This is a genomic window from Allobosea sp. RAF48 (assembly GCF_052114025.1).
Taxonomy (GTDB): domain Bacteria; phylum Pseudomonadota; class Alphaproteobacteria; order Rhizobiales; family Beijerinckiaceae; genus Allobosea.
In genome coordinates, this window is the sequence record NZ_JBFRDZ010000002.1 from 516,583 (window position 1) to 531,941 (window position 15,359).

General features: G+C 67.3%; 13 protein-coding genes. 12 read left to right on the top strand and 1 reads right to left on the bottom strand.

Annotation, left to right across the window (positions count from 1 at the left end; translation table 11 throughout):
* Positions 1–70: 70 nt before the first annotated feature.
* The 11 genes from AB4Z10_RS05790 (at position 71) to AB4Z10_RS05840 (ending at position 12,043) form a co-directional block, all read left to right on the top strand.
* A complete protein-coding gene (locus tag AB4Z10_RS05790; RefSeq protein WP_441469421.1) occupies positions 71–1,255 on the top strand; it encodes an ROK family protein in 1,185 nt (394 codons plus the stop codon).
* Between the two features lie 149 nt (positions 1,256–1,404).
* Positions 1,405–2,580 carry an extracellular solute-binding protein gene (locus tag AB4Z10_RS05795; protein WP_441469422.1) on the top strand — a complete coding sequence of 392 codons (1,176 nt, stop codon included), beginning with the start codon at positions 1,405–1,407 and terminating at the stop codon, positions 2,578–2,580.
* Between the two features lie 248 nt (positions 2,581–2,828).
* On the top strand, positions 2,829–3,869 hold the full coding sequence (locus AB4Z10_RS05800; protein WP_441469423.1) for a Gfo/Idh/MocA family protein: 1,041 nt from the start codon (positions 2,829–2,831) through the stop codon (positions 3,867–3,869).
* A gap of 154 nt (positions 3,870–4,023) precedes the next feature.
* Positions 4,024–5,034, top strand: coding sequence for a Gfo/Idh/MocA family protein (locus AB4Z10_RS05805; RefSeq protein ID WP_441469424.1), 1,011 nt, complete (start codon positions 4,024–4,026; stop codon positions 5,032–5,034).
* Between the two features lie 167 nt (positions 5,035–5,201).
* Positions 5,202–6,728, top strand: a complete 1,527-nt coding sequence (locus AB4Z10_RS05810; RefSeq protein ID WP_441469425.1) for a xylulokinase — start codon at positions 5,202–5,204, stop codon at positions 6,726–6,728.
* Positions 6,729–6,740: 12 nt separating this feature from the next.
* Complete coding sequence (locus AB4Z10_RS05815; RefSeq protein WP_441469426.1) at positions 6,741–7,553, top strand: SDR family NAD(P)-dependent oxidoreductase; 813 nt, start codon at positions 6,741–6,743, stop codon at positions 7,551–7,553.
* Position 7,554: 1 nt separating this feature from the next.
* Positions 7,555–8,511 (top strand): ABC transporter permease, encoded by a 957-nt coding sequence (locus AB4Z10_RS05820; RefSeq protein ID WP_441469427.1) that lies wholly within the window; start codon positions 7,555–7,557, stop codon positions 8,509–8,511.
* Between the two features lie 32 nt (positions 8,512–8,543).
* Positions 8,544–9,503 (top strand): sugar ABC transporter substrate-binding protein, encoded by a 960-nt coding sequence (locus AB4Z10_RS05825; RefSeq protein WP_441469428.1) that lies wholly within the window; start codon positions 8,544–8,546, stop codon positions 9,501–9,503.
* A 151-nt stretch (positions 9,504–9,654) separates the two neighbouring features.
* The gene (locus tag AB4Z10_RS05830; protein WP_441469429.1) at positions 9,655–10,425 is read left to right on the top strand and encodes an ATP-binding cassette domain-containing protein; all 771 of its coding nucleotides are present in this window, start codon (positions 9,655–9,657) and stop codon (positions 10,423–10,425) included.
* 155 nt (positions 10,426–10,580) lie between these two features.
* Positions 10,581–11,510: a nucleoside hydrolase gene (locus AB4Z10_RS05835; RefSeq protein WP_441469430.1), complete on the top strand. Its 930-nt coding sequence runs from the start codon at positions 10,581–10,583 to the stop codon at positions 11,508–11,510.
* 11 nt (positions 11,511–11,521) lie between these two features.
* On the top strand, positions 11,522–12,043 hold the full coding sequence (locus tag AB4Z10_RS05840; protein WP_441469431.1) for a hypothetical protein: 522 nt from the start codon (positions 11,522–11,524) through the stop codon (positions 12,041–12,043).
* 183 nt (positions 12,044–12,226) lie between these two features.
* Here the strand turns inward: AB4Z10_RS05840 and AB4Z10_RS05845 are convergent, their stop codons facing one another.
* Complete coding sequence (locus AB4Z10_RS05845; protein ID WP_441469432.1) at positions 12,227–14,047, bottom strand: ABC transporter ATP-binding protein; 1,821 nt, start codon at positions 14,045–14,047, stop codon at positions 12,227–12,229.
* Between the two features lie 120 nt (positions 14,048–14,167).
* Here AB4Z10_RS05845 and AB4Z10_RS05850 point away from each other — a divergent pair, with 120 nt between their 5' ends.
* Positions 14,168–15,304, top strand: coding sequence for a DSD1 family PLP-dependent enzyme (locus tag AB4Z10_RS05850; RefSeq protein WP_441469433.1), 1,137 nt, complete (start codon positions 14,168–14,170; stop codon positions 15,302–15,304).
* The last annotated feature ends 55 nt before the right edge of the window (positions 15,305–15,359 follow it).

Sequence of the window (15,359 nt, forward strand, 5' to 3'; positions counted from 1 at the left end):
CGAGCTTATGAAGCTTCGGCTGAAACGCAATGATTAATTTTGAACGCAACCGTTCTGAATAGAGTTTGCCTTGTCCCTGCTGACGATCGACGAAAGCCACCTCGCGCTTGCCCATGACCGGGACTGCGCTCGCATCTACCGGCTGGTCCTGAACGGCGAGGCTCATTCCCGCGCCGATATCGGCCGCATCCTCCAGCTGCGCTCGACCAGTGTCTCGCGGGTCGTCGGCGAACTCATAGCCCGCCGCCTGGTCATCGAGACCATCGGCGAGGCGAGCGGTCGCGGGCGGCCGCCGGCCATCCTCGTTGCCCATACGCGCCGCATCGGCGCCTCCGTCATTTATGTCTCCAGCCAGTCGCTCTCGGGCGCATTGGTCGACCTCAACGGCCATCTCGTCGCCGAGCGCCGTCGCCCCATTGCCGGCGACGCCGACAATGCCACCATCGCCATGGCGATGGCCGAACTCGCCCGGAACCTGCTCGACGCGATGCCTCCCGGCATGAGCCATGCCGGCACGGCGGTCTCGCTCTCCGGCCTGATCGACCTGAAGCAGGGGCAATGGCTGATGGCCTCGCGCTGGCCGCGCATGCGCGGGCTCGACATCGCCTCCGTGCTCGCCCCCGTCGCCGGCCCCGTCACGATCTGCCGCAATCTCGACGCCGAGCTGCGCGCCCGCGCCGCCCGCGAGCCCGAGAATTTCGCGGGCGGGACGATCCTGCTGCATTGGGGCTGGGGCGTAGGGCTGGCCTATGCGGTCGATGGCGAACCCTTCGCGCCCACCGGCTCCTTCGGCGAAATCGGCCACTGGCGGCTCGCGGCCCTGCACGACCGCCCCTGCGGCTGCGGCAACACGGCCTGCCTCGAAACCGGCGCCGCCCTCTGGTCCCTGCTCCCCGCGCTGCGCCGCCACTGGCCCGATCTCGACCAGGACGAGATCCGGCTTGCCCGGCAGCTTGCCGGGCTCGACCTTCTGTCCCTCCCGGAAATCGACATGGCGGCGCAGCTGCTCGCCCGCGCGCTCGCCAATGCCTGTCGCCTGCTGTTTCCCGCCCGCATCGCGGTGAGCGGTCCGTTCTCGGCCAATCCGCAGCTCTGGGCCCGGTTCAACACGCTGTTCCGGGCGGAAGGCACGATGGATGGCTTCTCCGTCCCAGACCTCTCCGGCGTGCCCGCCAGCCACCTCTATGAAATCCACGGCGCCGCCGCGCCACTGCTCAGCCGTGCGGCGGAGGCGCTCCTCCTCGAACAAGCCTGACCCACCCCTTCATCGCATGCTTCAGCATGGTGCCGGCCATGCCCGCGAATGCGCTGGCGCGCCACAAAGTGGTGCACTAGTATCCCAGGCAAGAGCTCCTGATGCCGACCACGGCACGACAAAAGAGAGCCAAACCCCAGGGAGAGACCATGAACCATCCGACACGCCGTACCGTCATGGCCGGAGCGGCCGGCCTCGCCGCGTTGAAAGCCGGCGGCGCGCTGGCGCAAAGCGCTCCGGTCGCGCTCAACATCATCGACGTCGCCGGCAATCTGCAGCTGACGCAGGTCGCCATCGAGAAATTCGCCAAAGACAACCCGAAGCTGATCTCGCGCCTGAACTTCTCGCGCGCGCCCTCGCCGGAGCTGCCGGCCAAGCTCAAGGCCCAACAACAGGCCAACCGCGTCGACATCGACCTCGTGTTGACCGGCCCCGGCGCCATGTCGGACGGCATCCAGCAGGGGCTCTGGGTCGATGTCTGGAAATCCCATGCCAAGGACCTGCCGAAGCCGGAAGAGGTCTATCACGAGCAGGCGCTGATGATGCAGCGCAACTTCGGCCAGAACGAGGGCGTCGCCGTCGTCTATTCCCCCTCCGGCCCGCTGTTCGAATACGCGCCCGAGCGCCTCAAGACCGTTCCGAAGACCGCCGAGGACCTGCTTGCCTACGTCAAGCAGAACCCCAAGCGCTTCACCTATGCACGGCCGGTCAATTCCGGACCCGGCTGGACCTGGCTGCAGGGCCTGCCCTACATCCTCGGCGACGCCGATCCCTCCGATCCGATGAAGGGCTGGGACAAGAGCTGGGCCTATCTCAAGGAACTCGGCACCGGCATCGACTACTATCCGGGCGGCACCGCCGCGACGATGAAGGAGCTGGGCGAAGGCACCCGCGACGTCATCGTCTCGACGCTGGGCTGGGACATCAACCCGCGCGTGCTCGGCATCGTGCCGAAGGAGGCCAAGGTCTTCGTTCTCGACAAGACCCACTGGATTCCCGACACGCAGTTCATGTGCATCCCGAGGGGTGTCGCGGCCGACAAGATGCCGGCGCTCGTCGCACTGATGGCCCATATGCTCAAGCCGGAGGCGCAGGCTGTCACCTACGACAAGGGCTATTTCTATCCCGGCCCGGCGGTGAAGGGCGTGACGCTTGCCATGGCCCCGCAGGAAAGCCGCGACATCCTCGCCGAATACGGCCGACCGGAATATGACGGGCTCATCACCAGCCTGCCGACCCGGCCGCCGCTGACGCCCGAGCGCCTCGTCGCCGCCTTCCGGCGCTGGGACCAGGAGATCGGCGTCGGCCACGGCGCGCCGCAATAAGGGTCTGTACTCGTCATGGACGCGGTTCTGACGCTGGGCATTTTGAGCGGCGGGCAGGAGCTTAGCCGCAGCAAACCGCCCGGTTTGCAAGGCTATGCGACACACCAGCCGCCCAAAAGGCCCGCGCCCCTTCGGGGTCGGGCGAAAACGCCCGACAGCCGTGTCGGTCCCTTGCCCGATGCCACAAGGCATCGGGCGGCGGGCTCCTCCTTACTCTCGGGCGTTTTGGCCCGATCAGAGCCACGTCCATGACGAGAACAGACCCTACCATGCGCTTCGCCGCCATCGGCCTCGACCACCGCCATATCTACCATATGGTCGGTGGTCTCCTCGAAGCCGGCGCGACCTGCGTCGGCTTCGATCCCGCGACGAGCGACGAGCGCGTCCTCGCCGGTTTCCGCGAGCGGTTCCCGAATCTGCCGGAAAGCACGGCCGAGCGGCTCATCGACGACCCGTCGGTCGATCTGATCGTCTGCGCCGCCATTCCGGCAGAGCGTGCCGAGCTGGCCATCCGCGCCATGCGAGCCGGCAAGGATGTGATGATCGACAAGCCCGGCGTCACCAGCTTTGACCAGCTTGCGGCCATCGAGAAGGCCGTGACTGAAACGGGCCGCATCTTCTCGATCTGCTTCTCCGAGCGCTTCATCGTCCCAGCGACGATCATAGCCGGCAAATTGATTGCCGATGGTGCGATCGGCCGAGTTGTTCAGACTCTCGGCATGGGGCCGCACCGTCTCAACCGGGCGATCCGGCCGGGCTGGTTCTTCGACAAGCGCCGCTATGGCGGCATCCTCACCGACATCGCCTCGCACCAGATCGACCAGTTCCTCCATTTTACGGGTTCGGAGGATGCGCAGATCGTGGCCTCCGGCGTCGGCCATTTCGGCGTGCCCGACCTGCCTGAGTTCGAAGATTTCGGCGAAGTCCTGCTGCGCAGCGACAGGGCCGGCGGCTACATTCGCGTCGACTGGTTCACTGCCGATGGCCTGCCGACCTGGGGCGACGGGCGGCTCACCATCCTCGGCACCGAAGGCACGATCGAACTGCGCAAATATGTCGATGTCGCCGGGCGCCCCGGCACCGACCATGTCTTCCTCGTCGACAAATCCGGCACCAGCCATATCGACGCTTCGCGAGAGCCGCTGACCTATTTCCGGGATCTGATTGCCGACATCGGCGCCCGCAGCGAAACCGCGATGGGCCAGCGCCACGCCTTCACCGTCTGCAGGCTGGCGCTGGAGGCACAGGCGAAGGCGACCTGGCTGCCTGCCCGGCAGCGGGAAGCCTGAACGATGTCATCCCGGGCGACCGAAGGGAGACCCGGGATCAATGCCGGAACATTTTTCGGCAGAGCTCAGGCATGGATCCCGGATCGGCGCGGCTTCGCCGCTTGTCAGGGATGACCCCGGTGGAATTATCGAGTGAGAATGGGAATCGCCTGACATGAGACGCAAGCTCGGTATCGCCGTGATCGGGCTCGGCCCCGCCTCCCTGCCGCATTCCAAAAGCCTGCTCGACCTTGCCGATCGTGCGAATGTGCGCTGGGCGGTGAGCCGGACGCCCGATCGGGCCAAGGCCTATGCCGACCAGTTTCCCTTCCCGACGACCACCGATCTCGACGCTGTTCTGACCGATCCTGCGGTTGAAGCAGTCATCGTGCTGACCCCGCCGAGCAGCCATCTCGATGTCTCCGCGCTTTGCCTCGAAGCCGGCAAACATGTCCTCGTCGAGAAGCCGCTCGAACTGACCAGCGAGCGCGGCCAGCGCCTGGTCGACACCGCCCGCCGGACAGGCAGGACCTTCGGCGTCGTGCTGCAGCATCGCTTCCGCCCCGCCAGCCTGCGCCTCAAGGCCGCCCTGCAATCAGGCGAGCTCGGCACCATCGAGGCCGCCTTCCTCTCCGTGCCCTGGTGGCGCCCGCAGAGCTATTACGACGAGCCGGGGCGCGGCACGCTCGCCCGCGACGGGGGCGGCGTGCTGCTGACCCAGGCGATCCACTCGCTCGACCTGTTTCGCTCGCTGGTCGGCGTCTCCAGGGTCGTCGCGGCACAGGCGCGCACCACCGCCCTCCATCGCATGGAAACTGAGGATTACGTCTCCGCGTTGCTGGAGACCGGCAACGGCGCCCCCGCGACGTTGGTGACGACAACCGCCGCCTATCCCGGCTACCCCGAACGCATCGAAATCACTGGCACCAAGGGTTTTGCCGCCCTGATCGGCGGGAGGCTGCGCCTCGCCTTCCTCGATGGCCACGAGGAAATCGTCGAGGCGGAGGGCTCGACCGGTAGCGGCGCCAACATCATGGATTTCCCGCATGACGCCCACCGCGCCGTCATCGCCGATTTCTTCGATGCGATCGAGCAAGGCCGCGACCCGGTCGTCACCGGCGAGGAGGCCCTGACGTCGCAACGCCTCGTCGACGACATCCTCAAGGCAGCGCGCGGTGCGGCCTGAGGGCGCCGTCGTTCCCGGCTTCAGCGCGATTTCGCTGCCGATGACCCAGCTATCGTCATTCCGGGCTTGACCCGGAATCCATCGTGGAGCACCGGAGCCCTTCGATGGATTCCGGATCGACGCCGCCAACGCGGCTTGTCTGGAATGACGGGTGTAGTTCTATCCTCATGCAGCAGATCAGCGTCGTCCTAGCCTGCGATCTCGGCGGCAGCAGCTTTCGCGCCGCGCTGATCGCCCCGCATGGCGCGGTGCTGGCCGAGAGCGCCGCCGCCGGCCCCGCCCTCGACGATCGCCTCGGGCATTCGGAGGTCGCCGCCGAAGGCTGGTGGGCGCTCCTGCTCGAAACCGTCGGCGATCTGGCGCGGCAGCAACCCGGCCTTTTCGCGCGGGTCGAAGCCATCGCGATCTGCGGCGTGACGCGGACGCAGATCTTCCTGGGCAACGACGGCAGCGAGCTTCGCCCGGCCCTGACCTGGAAGGATGCGCGCTCCGACGCGGTCGCGGCCGGGCTTCGTGAGAGGCTAGGGGGCCATCCGGAAGCCGGGCGCATCAACGCCTTCCATCCGCTCGCGCGCCTCGCCTGGCTCGCGGAAGCAGAGCCGGAGAATTTTCGCGCTCTCGCCCGCGTGCTCGAACCGAAGGACTATCTGAATTTCCGCCTGACCGGCAGTCAGGCCAGCGACCCGGTCTCGATGGCGCGGCTCATCGCCTGCGCGGAGACGCATGATGGGGTCTCGGCGCTCGCCGCCATCGGCCTGTCGCCGGCCGTGATCCCGCCGATCCTCGAACCCTGCGACGCCGTCGAGCCCGTTCGGACCGACCTGCCCGCGCCATTCGATCGGCTTGCCGGAATTCCGGTCTTCTGCGGTTGCAACGACACCTGGGCGGCCGTGGCCGGACTGGGCGCTCTGCGCGCGGGCTATGCCTACAACATTTCCGGCACGACCGAGGTGCTCGGCGTGCTCGGTCCGAAACAGGCCGAGGCCGAGGGCCTCATCACCGTCGACTGGCGCGGCCTCTGGCATCTCGGCGGTCCCAGCCAGAACGGCGCCGACACAGCCGCCTGGCTGGTCGAGCTGCTCGGCGGTTCGGATGGCGTCGGCGGCACCATCGAGCGCCTGCTCGCCGGCCAGCGTCATCCCCAGCCCGTGATCTTCCTGCCCTATCTGCAGGGCGAGCGCGTGCCCTACTGGAATCCGAACCTGCGCGGCGCCTTTGTCGGGCTCGGCCGCCGGCACGGCCCCACCGACCTCGCCTATGCCGTGCTGGAAGGCGTCGCCTGCCTCAATCGCCTGGTCCTGGAGCGTGCGGAAGCGGCGCTCGGCAGCTGCGTCGAAGAGATCCGCTTCGGCGGCGGCGCGGCGGCCAATCCCGCCTGGGCGCAGATCAAGGCCGATCTCTGCGGCCGCCACATCGTGGTCGGCCGCGCAAGGGAGCCCGGTCTGCTCGGCGCCGCGATCATCGCCTGGACGGGGCTCGGGCGCTTCGCTTCGCTGGAAGCGGCGCAGGATGCGCTGGTCGAGGTAGCCCACCGTTATGAACCGGATCCCGCCCGGCGCCCTGCCTATGACGCGCTCTACGCCCTCTATCGCCGCAGCGAGGAAGCGCTGGCGCCGATCTCGGCTGACCTAACGGCGCTGGCGCAGACCTCGGCTGCGTTGCCCGGTCTCGCCAACCCCGAAACGACCCCGTAAGAACGCTTCCCCATGCCCACACCACCGACCATGAACAACCCGAAGGAAAGAGGCCCCGTCACGCTCCTGACCGGAGCATCGGGAGGCATTGTCGGCGCGCTTGCGGTGATGCTCGCCCGCGCTGGTCACAGGCTGGTCCTCTCGGGCCTCGACCAACCCGGCCTCGACGCGGTGGCGGCGGAGGTCGCGGCAGGCGGCGGAGAAGCGGTGACGCTCGCCGGCGATGTCCGCGAACGCGATCTCGCCCAGGCTCTCGTCGATCTGGCCGCTTCACGCTTCGGCCGGCTCGACCATCTCGTCACCGGCGCCGGGGCCTCCCGGCCCGTGGCCATGGTCGAGATGGAGGACGAGGAGTGGGACAAGCTGGTCGACGTCAATCTCTCGGCCGTCTTCCGCATCTCCAAGGCTGCTGCGCGCCGGATGATCGCCCAGGGCGATGGTGGCGCGATCGTCCATATTTCCTCCATCGCCTACAGCAATGGCGGCGCCAATCTTGCCTATGGCTCGGCGAAGGGCGGTGTCGCGACCCTGACCTACGGCATGGCCCAGCAGCTTGGGCGGCACGGCATCCGCGTCAATGCCGTTGCGCCCGGCATCATCGATACGCCAATGGTGAGGAACGGATTCGCGCAGCAGTTCAATGCGCTCGTCGAGGGCGCGGCAGTACGCACGCCGCTGGGGAGATTGGGACGACCCGAGGATGTCGCCAACGTGATCGCATTCCTGCTTTCGGACGGCGCCGCCTTCGTCACCGGCGCCCTGATCCCGATCACCGGCGGCATCGAGATACTCCAGCCGATCTCCGCCATCGCCAGGGGAGCCTGAGTTGGGCCGCATCGACCTGCGCGAATTGATCGGGCACTACGGCACGGCGATCGCCGGCCTCGCGCTGATCCTGTTCTTCCTGATCTTCGCGCCGAACTTCGCCAGCGCCACCAACATCGTCAACGTGCTGAAGGATACGAGCTTCCTCGCGATTCTGGCGCTCGGCTTCGCCCTCGCCTTCACCGTGGCGGAACTCGACCTCTCCGTCGCCGAGATGGCGAGCTTGGCCGCTGTCGTCTGCGGCTGGTTGGTGCAGCTCCAGTATCCGCCCGCTGTCGCAGTGGCGGCAGCGCTCGGCGTCGGCGTCGTGCTCGGCTCGCTCAACGGCTACGGCGTCACGGTATTACGCATCCCCTCGCTGATCATGACGCTCGGCACCGCCGCCATCGCCAAGGGCCTCGCCTTCATGATCACCCAGGGCGTCGCTTTCGTCGGCCGCTGGCCGGTCGGCTTCACCGGGCTTGCTCGCGGCTACAACTTCGGCATCCCCAATCTCGTGCTCTGGATGGCCGGCGCCACGCTCTTCGCCTGGGGCCTGGTCAAATGGACACGGACCGGCGCCCATATGGTCGCGACCGGAGAGGCGGACGAGGCGGCCCGGCTCGCCGGCATCGCCACGGCGCGGATGAAGCGCATCGGCCTGCTGCTGGCCGGGGTCTTCGCCAGCATCATGGCCGTGCTGCTGGCCGCCAACCTGTCCTCGGCCGCGCCGAACATGGCGGGCGATTATCTGCTCTATGCCATCGCCGCCGTGCTGCTCGGCATGACCATGTTCGATCCCGGCAAACCCAATGTGCCCGGCACGGTCTTTGCGGCGCTGGTGCTCAAGGTGCTCGGCAACGGCTTGGTGCTGCTCGGCGCGCCCTACTACATTCAGGACATCGTGCTCGGCGCGATCATCATCGGCTCGGTCGCCTTCTCGGCGAGCGCGATGAAGAAGGCGGCGTTCAAGGTCTAGGCGACACAGAACAACAACAGGGGAGAGTTCACATGTTCGGCAAGAATGGGTTCGGCTTGAGGAAGATGCTGGTGGCCGCCGCCGCGCTCGTCGCGCTCGGCCAGTCGGCTGATGCCTTCGAGGTCGGCATCATCGGCTTCCAGTTCTCGTCGGAGACGCATGCGCGGGTCGCCAATGCCGCCGCCGCCGCCGCCAAGGCCAAGGGCTGGAACGTCACGCTGCTGAACTCCGAAGGCGCGCTGCCGAAGCATGCCGAGCAGTTCGACGCGCTGATCGCCAAGAAGGTCGACGCGATCATCATCGCCATGGGCAAGCCGGTCGAGGCCGACGCCCAGTTCAAGGCGGCCAAGGACGCCAAGATCCCGGTGATCACCGTGCAGTCCGGTGCGAGCCCGCATGCGCTCTTCGACATTCAGACCAACGAGTACAAGGTCGGCGCCGACGCCGCGCTCTACCTGCTCGGTCAGCTCGGCTACCAGGGCAACATCGTCTCGGCCCGGTTCGATCTCAACGTCGCCTCGCGCATCCGCGGCCGGCTGCTCGATGCCGTGCTCGCCGAGAACCAGGCGGTGAAGGAACTCGGCAAGTTCTCGATGGCCCGCACCCAGAGCTGGCGCGACGACGTCCGCGCCGGCATGCAGGCGCTGATGCTGCAGAACCAGGGCAAGATCAACGGCATCTGGGCCTCGTTCGACGGCCAGGCCTACATCATCGACGACCTGCTGCAGGCCCAGGGCGTGAAGAAGGGCCAGATCCCGCTGATCTCGGTCGATGGCGGCAAGGAGAGCTACGAGCGCATCGCCGATCCGGCCTCGACGTTCGTCGCCACCGTCGCGATCCCCTTCGAGGAGATGGGCAAGCAGGCGGTCGATGCGATCCAGGCGATCGTCGTCGACAAGAAGCCGAAGGAGAGCATCACCTCCGGCCCATATCTCTTCACCGAGGCCGTGCTGGTCGACAAGAACAACGTCCAGCAGTTCCTGAAGAAGTGAGGGCGCGCGCCCTTTCCGCGTCATGGTCGGGTTTGTCCCGACCGTCCACGTCTTCTTCGGCTCATTAGGATGTTCAAGACGTGGATGCTCGCCACAAGGGCGAGCATGACGCCGGCGCCAGCCATTCGGACTCGTGACAAGCGTTGAAGCCATGACCGGGACGACCAATACCCCCCTCCTCTCGCTGCGCGGCATCGGCAAGGCCTATGGTCCGGTCGTCGCCGTGCGCGATGTCGACCTCGACATCTTCCCGGGCGAGGTCGTGGCCCTCTGCGGCGACAACGGCGCCGGCAAGTCGAGCCTGATCAAGGTGATCTCGGGCGCCGAGGAGGCGACGAGCGGAACCATCAGCCTGCGCGGCAAGCCGGTCACGTTCGCTTCGCCGCATGACGCGCTGGAGAACGGCGTCGCGACGATCTATCAGGACCTCGCGCTCGCCCCGCGCCTCTCCATCGCCCAGAATGTCTTCATGGGTTCGGAGCTGACCAAGCCGGTGCTGCTGCCCTTCCTGCGCATCCTCGACAAGAAGCGGATGATCGCGGAATCGCAGCGCTATCTCTCGCAGCTCTCCGCCGCCGTCACCGACATGACGCGCCCGGTCGAGCGGCTCTCCGGCGGCCAGCGCCAGGCGGTCGCGATCTCCCGCGCCCTGCGCTGGAATGCCGAGATCATCATCATGGACGAGCCGACAGCCGCACTCGGCGTCAAGGAGAGCGCGCTCGTCCTCGACCTCATCCGCAAGCTCAAGGCCGATAGGCGCACCGTCATCCTGATCAGCCACAACATGCGCGACGTGGTGGCCTTGGCCGACCGTATCGTCATCATGGGCGCCGGCCGCAAATACGTCGACCGCCCCCTCGGCGACCTCAGCGCCGACGACATCGCCCATCTGATCATGGCCGGCAATGCCAAGGCCGCCTGAGATGGCCCTCCTCCTGCCCGCAGCCCTCATCCTGAGGAGCGGGCGCAGCCCGCGTCTCGAAGGATGCTTCAGGAGGTACGGGAAACATCTGGAACATCCTTCGAGACGCCGCCTCGCGGCTCCTCAGGATGAGGGTTGAATTGGCGGAGACGGAAATGCGCGAGCCGATCATCATCGACACCGATCCCGGCCAGGACGACGCCGTAGCCCTTCTGCTCGCCTTCGCCGGCGCCGACCGCCTCGACCTCAAGGCGATCACCGCGGTCGCGGGCAATGTCCCGGTCGCGCAAACCACGGCAAATGCGCTGCGCATCCGCGATCTCGCCCGCCGCAGCGACATTCCCGTCCATCGCGGTGCCGAAGGCCCGCTTGTCATCCCGCTCGAAACCGCCGAATTCGTCTGCGGCCCTGACGGGCTGGCAGGCGCGGGCCTTCCCGCCGCTGCGAGCGAAGCTGCGCCCGGTCACGCGGTCCAGGCGATCATCGATATCTGCCGGGCTGCGCCAGAGGCTGGCATCACGCTCTGTCCGCTGGGACCGCTGACCAATCTCGCACTCGCCTTCCGGCTCGCACCCGACATCCTGCCGAAGATCAGGCGCATCGTGCTGATGGGCGGCGCCATCGGCCTCGGCAACATCACCCCGGCCGCCGAATTCAATGCCTATGTCGATCCGCACGCCGCGGCGGTGGTCTTCGGCTGCGGCCGGCCGATCGTGATGTTCGGTCTCGGTGTCACGCTGCAGGCCATCGCCAGCCACGCGCAGATCGCCCGCATCGGCACGCTCGGCAACGCAGCCGGCAACGCCGTCCATGGCATGCTGACCCGCCCGCGCCCCGGCGGGCTCGGCAGCGACGGGCACCCGATGCACGACCCCTGCGTGGTCGCCTATCTGCTCTGGCCCGAGCTCTTTGAAGGCCGCGACTGCTTCGTCACGGTCGAGACCGGTGACGGCCCCTTGCGCGGGCGTACCACCATCGACTGGAACGGCCGCCTGAAGCGCGAGCCCAATGCTCACGTCGTCTCGGCCGTGAACGCCCATGAGCTGTTCGAACGGATGATCGAGCGGCTCGCCACCCTGCCCTGAAGGATCGCCCCATGCCGCATTTCGTCCAAGCGCTGCAGCAGGAGGCGACTGACGCCATCGCGCGGATGCAGGAGGCGGCGCTGCGCGCCCGCTTCGCCCATGCCCGCGCCGAACTGATGCGCCACATGCTGACCACCGCCCGCAAGGTGAAGGACAGGCCGAAGGCCGAGGCCGTCGAAACCGTCGTGCGCGAATGGATGGATGCCTGGAACCTCGGGCGCTCCGACTGGCCCCATATCGCCCGCGAGATGGAGGCCTTCACCGAGGCCTTCCACGACTATGCCAATGCACCGAGCGATACACATGACGCACGACTGCGCGAGGCCTGCGCGGCGCTCGACGCGGTCCTTGAGAAGGAAGGCACCTCGATCTCCGATCAGATGGCCTTCCGCTCGCAATGCGCGCATCGCTGGTGGGAGCTGGTGAGCCCGATCCCCGACGACCTGCCTGGCCGCAAGCCGCGGCCATCGATCCCGCCGCTTGAATCCGGCAAACCATTCTGGGAAGCCGGCTGCGCGGCATTCTGCCGCTAGAGTGTGCCGATCCCGCGCGGAACCGGGGGTGATCCCCGCCGGAGCGAAGCGGAGAGCCGGGATCGAGGCTGCACGCGACCGGAAATGCTGCCGCATGGATCCCGGGTCAGGCCCGGGATGACGCCGTGTTTCCGTATAAGCCCGGCACGCTCCAGGGAGAGGATAACTGGTTCGAGAAAGCGGTCAGCTTTCGAGGAACTGCATCCGGTACAGCCGCGCATAAGCGCCCTCGCGCGCCAGCAGCTCGTCATGGCTGCCGGTTTCGACGATTTTACCTTCGTCCATCACGACGATCAGGTCGGCCTCGCGGATCGTCGAGAGCCGGTGCGCGATGACGAGGGTGGTGCGACCCTTCGTCAGCTTCGCCAGCGCCTGCTGCACGAGGCGCTCGGACTCCGTGTCGAGTGCGCTGGTGGCCTCATCGAGCAGCAGGATCGGCGCGTCCTTCAACATGGCGCGGGCGATGGCAATGCGCTGGCGCTCGCCCCCCGAGAGCTTGTGGCCGCGCTCGCCCACCGGGGCATCGTAGCCGCCCGGCATCGCCATGATGAAGTCGTGCGCCGCCGCGGCCTTGGCGGCCGCGATGATCTCGTCCTGCGTTGCCCGGGGGCGGCCGAACGCAATGTTGGCACGCACCGTATCGTCGAACAAAACCACGTCCTGGCTGACGACGCCGATCTGATGGCGCAGGCTTTCGAGCGTCACGCCGCGCAGATCCTGCCCGTCGATCTCGATCCGCCCCCCGACCGGGTCGTAGAGGCGCGGTACCAGCGCGAGCAGGGTCGACTTGCCCGAACCGGAACGGCCGACCAGCGCAGTGGTGGTTCCGCCGCGCGCGACGAGATCGATGCCCTCCAGCGCCCGCTGGTCCTCACGATAGCGGAAGCGCAGATGGCGGAAGGCGACTTCGCCCGTCGTGATCGCCAACGGCCTGGCATCCGGCCGGTCGAGGATCATCGGCTTCTCGTCCATCAGCGCGTAATAGCGCTTCAGCGAAGCGCCGGCCTCCTGGACAATGGCATTGAGATTGCCGAGCGAGCGCATCGGCTGGGCAGCCAGCAGCAGCGCGGAGACATAGCCGGTGAAATCGCCCACGGTGGAGGCGCCCGAGGTGATGCGCACGCCGATGGCAGCCAGCACGCCGGCAACCGCGATGCCGCCGCCGACCTCGAGCAGCGGGTCGAGCCGGCCGCGGGCGTTGGCCGCCTTGACCTTCAGCGTCCGGATCGTCTCGAAGGCGCTGGTCGCGCGCTGCTTCAGGTAGGGCTCGAGGGAATCCGTCTTGGCGACGCGGGCGCCCTGCAGGCTTTCGGTGACCAGGCTCGCCATGATGCCCGTCTGCTCCTGCTGCGAACTCGCCATGCGCCGGAGCTTCTTGCCGATCCGGCCGATCGGATGGGCGATGACCGGCGCGATCAGCACCACCACCAGCGTCATCTGCCAGTCGATCCAGAACAGCGCGCCAACGAGCGCGATCGCCGTCACCACGTCGCGGATCGCGATGTTGACGATGCGCGTCAGCGCCTCCTTCACGAAGGTGAAGTCGGTGGTGAAGCGCTGGGTGAGCGAAGCGGGGTTTTCCTTCTGGAGCTGTGCCAGATCGGCATCGATCAGGTGCCCGTAGAGCGCCGACTGCATCTCCGCCTCGATCCGGCTGACGACCTTGTTGGTCATCACGGTCTGGGCGAGCAGCGAGAAACCCTTGATCGCGGTGACGATGACCACGACCGTCGCGACCGCGTTGACGACCCCGATCTCATAGCCGATCGACTTCGAGACCAGCCGCTCCATGCGGCGCACGAAGCCGGTCGATTCGGCCGTCAGCGGATCGGCGAAGGCATCGAAGGCCGCCTTGATCAGCAGCGGATAGAAGCTCGTCGTCGCGGCGATGACCACGACGAGACCGAGAATCATCAGCATCTGCGGCAGGTAGGATTTGATTTGCTCACGCCAGACGCGGGCGAAGAGCGCGAGGGTATCGTCGGTGACGCGGCCGATCTTCATGGGCCGCGCCTATCACGGCAGGGCGGCAAGCGCCACTGGCGCATGGCCGCATCCAGAAGGCAGGCCTTGCTCAGGACACGAAGCTGTCCTCCCATAGCCATAACCGACTCAGGAGACTCCATGTCGCAATCGCCGCCGGCGCAGCCCGGTCAAAGCCTCGCCGAGATCGAGACTCCTGCTCTGTTGCTCGATCTCGACGCCTTCGAACGCAACCTCGTCGCCATGGCGGCCTTTACCCAGGCCCACGGCGTCAGGCTGCGGCCCCATGCCAAGACCCACAAGAGTCCGGAGATCGCCCTGCGCCAGATCGCCAACGGGGCCGTGGGCCAGTGCTGCCAGAAGGTCGCGGAGGCTGAAATCCTGGTCGCGGGCGGTGTCGGCGACGTATTGGTGACCAACGAGATCGCCAGCCCCGCCAAGCTCGACCGGCTGGCGCGGCTCGCCCGCAGTGCCCGCATCGGCCTCTGCGTCGACCATCCCGACGGCGTGCGCGACGCTGCCGAGGCTGCCGCGCGCAACGATGTCGTCCTCGACGTCCTCGTCGAGATCGATGTCGGCGGGCGGCGCTGCGGCGTGGCGCCCGGAGAGGGCGCGGTCAGGCTGGCGGAAGCCATCGCCCGCTCCAACACGCTGCGCTTTGCCGGCCTGCAGGCCTATCACGGCTCTGCCCAGCACATGCGATCGATCGACGAGCGGCGCGAGGCGATCGAACGCGCAGGCCTCGCAGCGCGCAACACCGCGGAGCGCCTCGCCCATGCCGGGCTGACTTGCGAGATCATCAGCGGTGCCGGCACCGGCACCTACGAACTTGAGACGCAATCCGGCATCTGGAACGAAATCCAGGCCGGCTCCTACATCTTCATGGACGCCGATTACGCCCGCAACCGCCAGGCCGACGGCACACCGTTCCGCAGCTTCGAGCATGCGCTCTTCGTCCTCGCCGGGGTGATGAGCAAGCCGGTTCCGGATCGCGCCATCGTTGATGCCGGCCACAAGGCGGTCGCCATCGATTCCGGCATGCCGGTTCCGTTCCGACGCGATGGGGCGATCTATACCAAGCCCTCGGACGAGCACGGCATCCTGACGGGAGAGCCGATCGCGCTGCCGCATCGCGGCGACCGCCTGCTGCTGGTGCCCGGCCATTGCGACCCGACGGTCAATCTGCACGACTGGTATGTCTGCGTGCGCGGTCTGCACGGGCCAGACGCGCATGTGGAAGCCGTCTGGCCAGTCGCGGCGCGCGGCGCACTGACCTGACGGCCCGAAAGGAGGAAACCGGCTTTCGGAAGCAGTCGATGCCAAGCGGCAGCGC

Bases quoted from the DNA above. Each gene is read 5' to 3' on its own strand.
- AB4Z10_RS05795 (WP_441469422.1), top strand. From the start codon at position 1,405: ATGAACCATCCGACACGCCGTACCGTCATGGCCGGAGCGGCCGGCCTC.
- AB4Z10_RS05800 (WP_441469423.1), top strand. From the start codon at position 2,829: ATGACGAGAACAGACCCTACCATGCGCTTCGCCGCCATCGGCCTCGAC.
- AB4Z10_RS05805 (WP_441469424.1), top strand. From the start codon at position 4,024: ATGAGACGCAAGCTCGGTATCGCCGTGATCGGGCTCGGCCCCGCCTCC.
- AB4Z10_RS05810 (WP_441469425.1), top strand. From the start codon at position 5,202: ATGCAGCAGATCAGCGTCGTCCTAGCCTGCGATCTCGGCGGCAGCAGC.
- AB4Z10_RS05815 (WP_441469426.1), top strand. From the start codon at position 6,741: ATGCCCACACCACCGACCATGAACAACCCGAAGGAAAGAGGCCCCGTC.
- AB4Z10_RS05825 (WP_441469428.1), top strand. From the start codon at position 8,544: ATGTTCGGCAAGAATGGGTTCGGCTTGAGGAAGATGCTGGTGGCCGCC.
- AB4Z10_RS05830 (WP_441469429.1), top strand. From the start codon at position 9,655: ATGACCGGGACGACCAATACCCCCCTCCTCTCGCTGCGCGGCATCGGC.
- AB4Z10_RS05835 (WP_441469430.1), top strand. From the start codon at position 10,581: ATGCGCGAGCCGATCATCATCGACACCGATCCCGGCCAGGACGACGCC.
- AB4Z10_RS05840 (WP_441469431.1), top strand. From the start codon at position 11,522: ATGCCGCATTTCGTCCAAGCGCTGCAGCAGGAGGCGACTGACGCCATC.
- AB4Z10_RS05845 (WP_441469432.1), bottom strand. From the start codon at position 14,047: ATGAAGATCGGCCGCGTCACCGACGATACCCTCGCGCTCTTCGCCCGC.
- AB4Z10_RS05850 (WP_441469433.1), top strand. From the start codon at position 14,168: ATGTCGCAATCGCCGCCGGCGCAGCCCGGTCAAAGCCTCGCCGAGATC.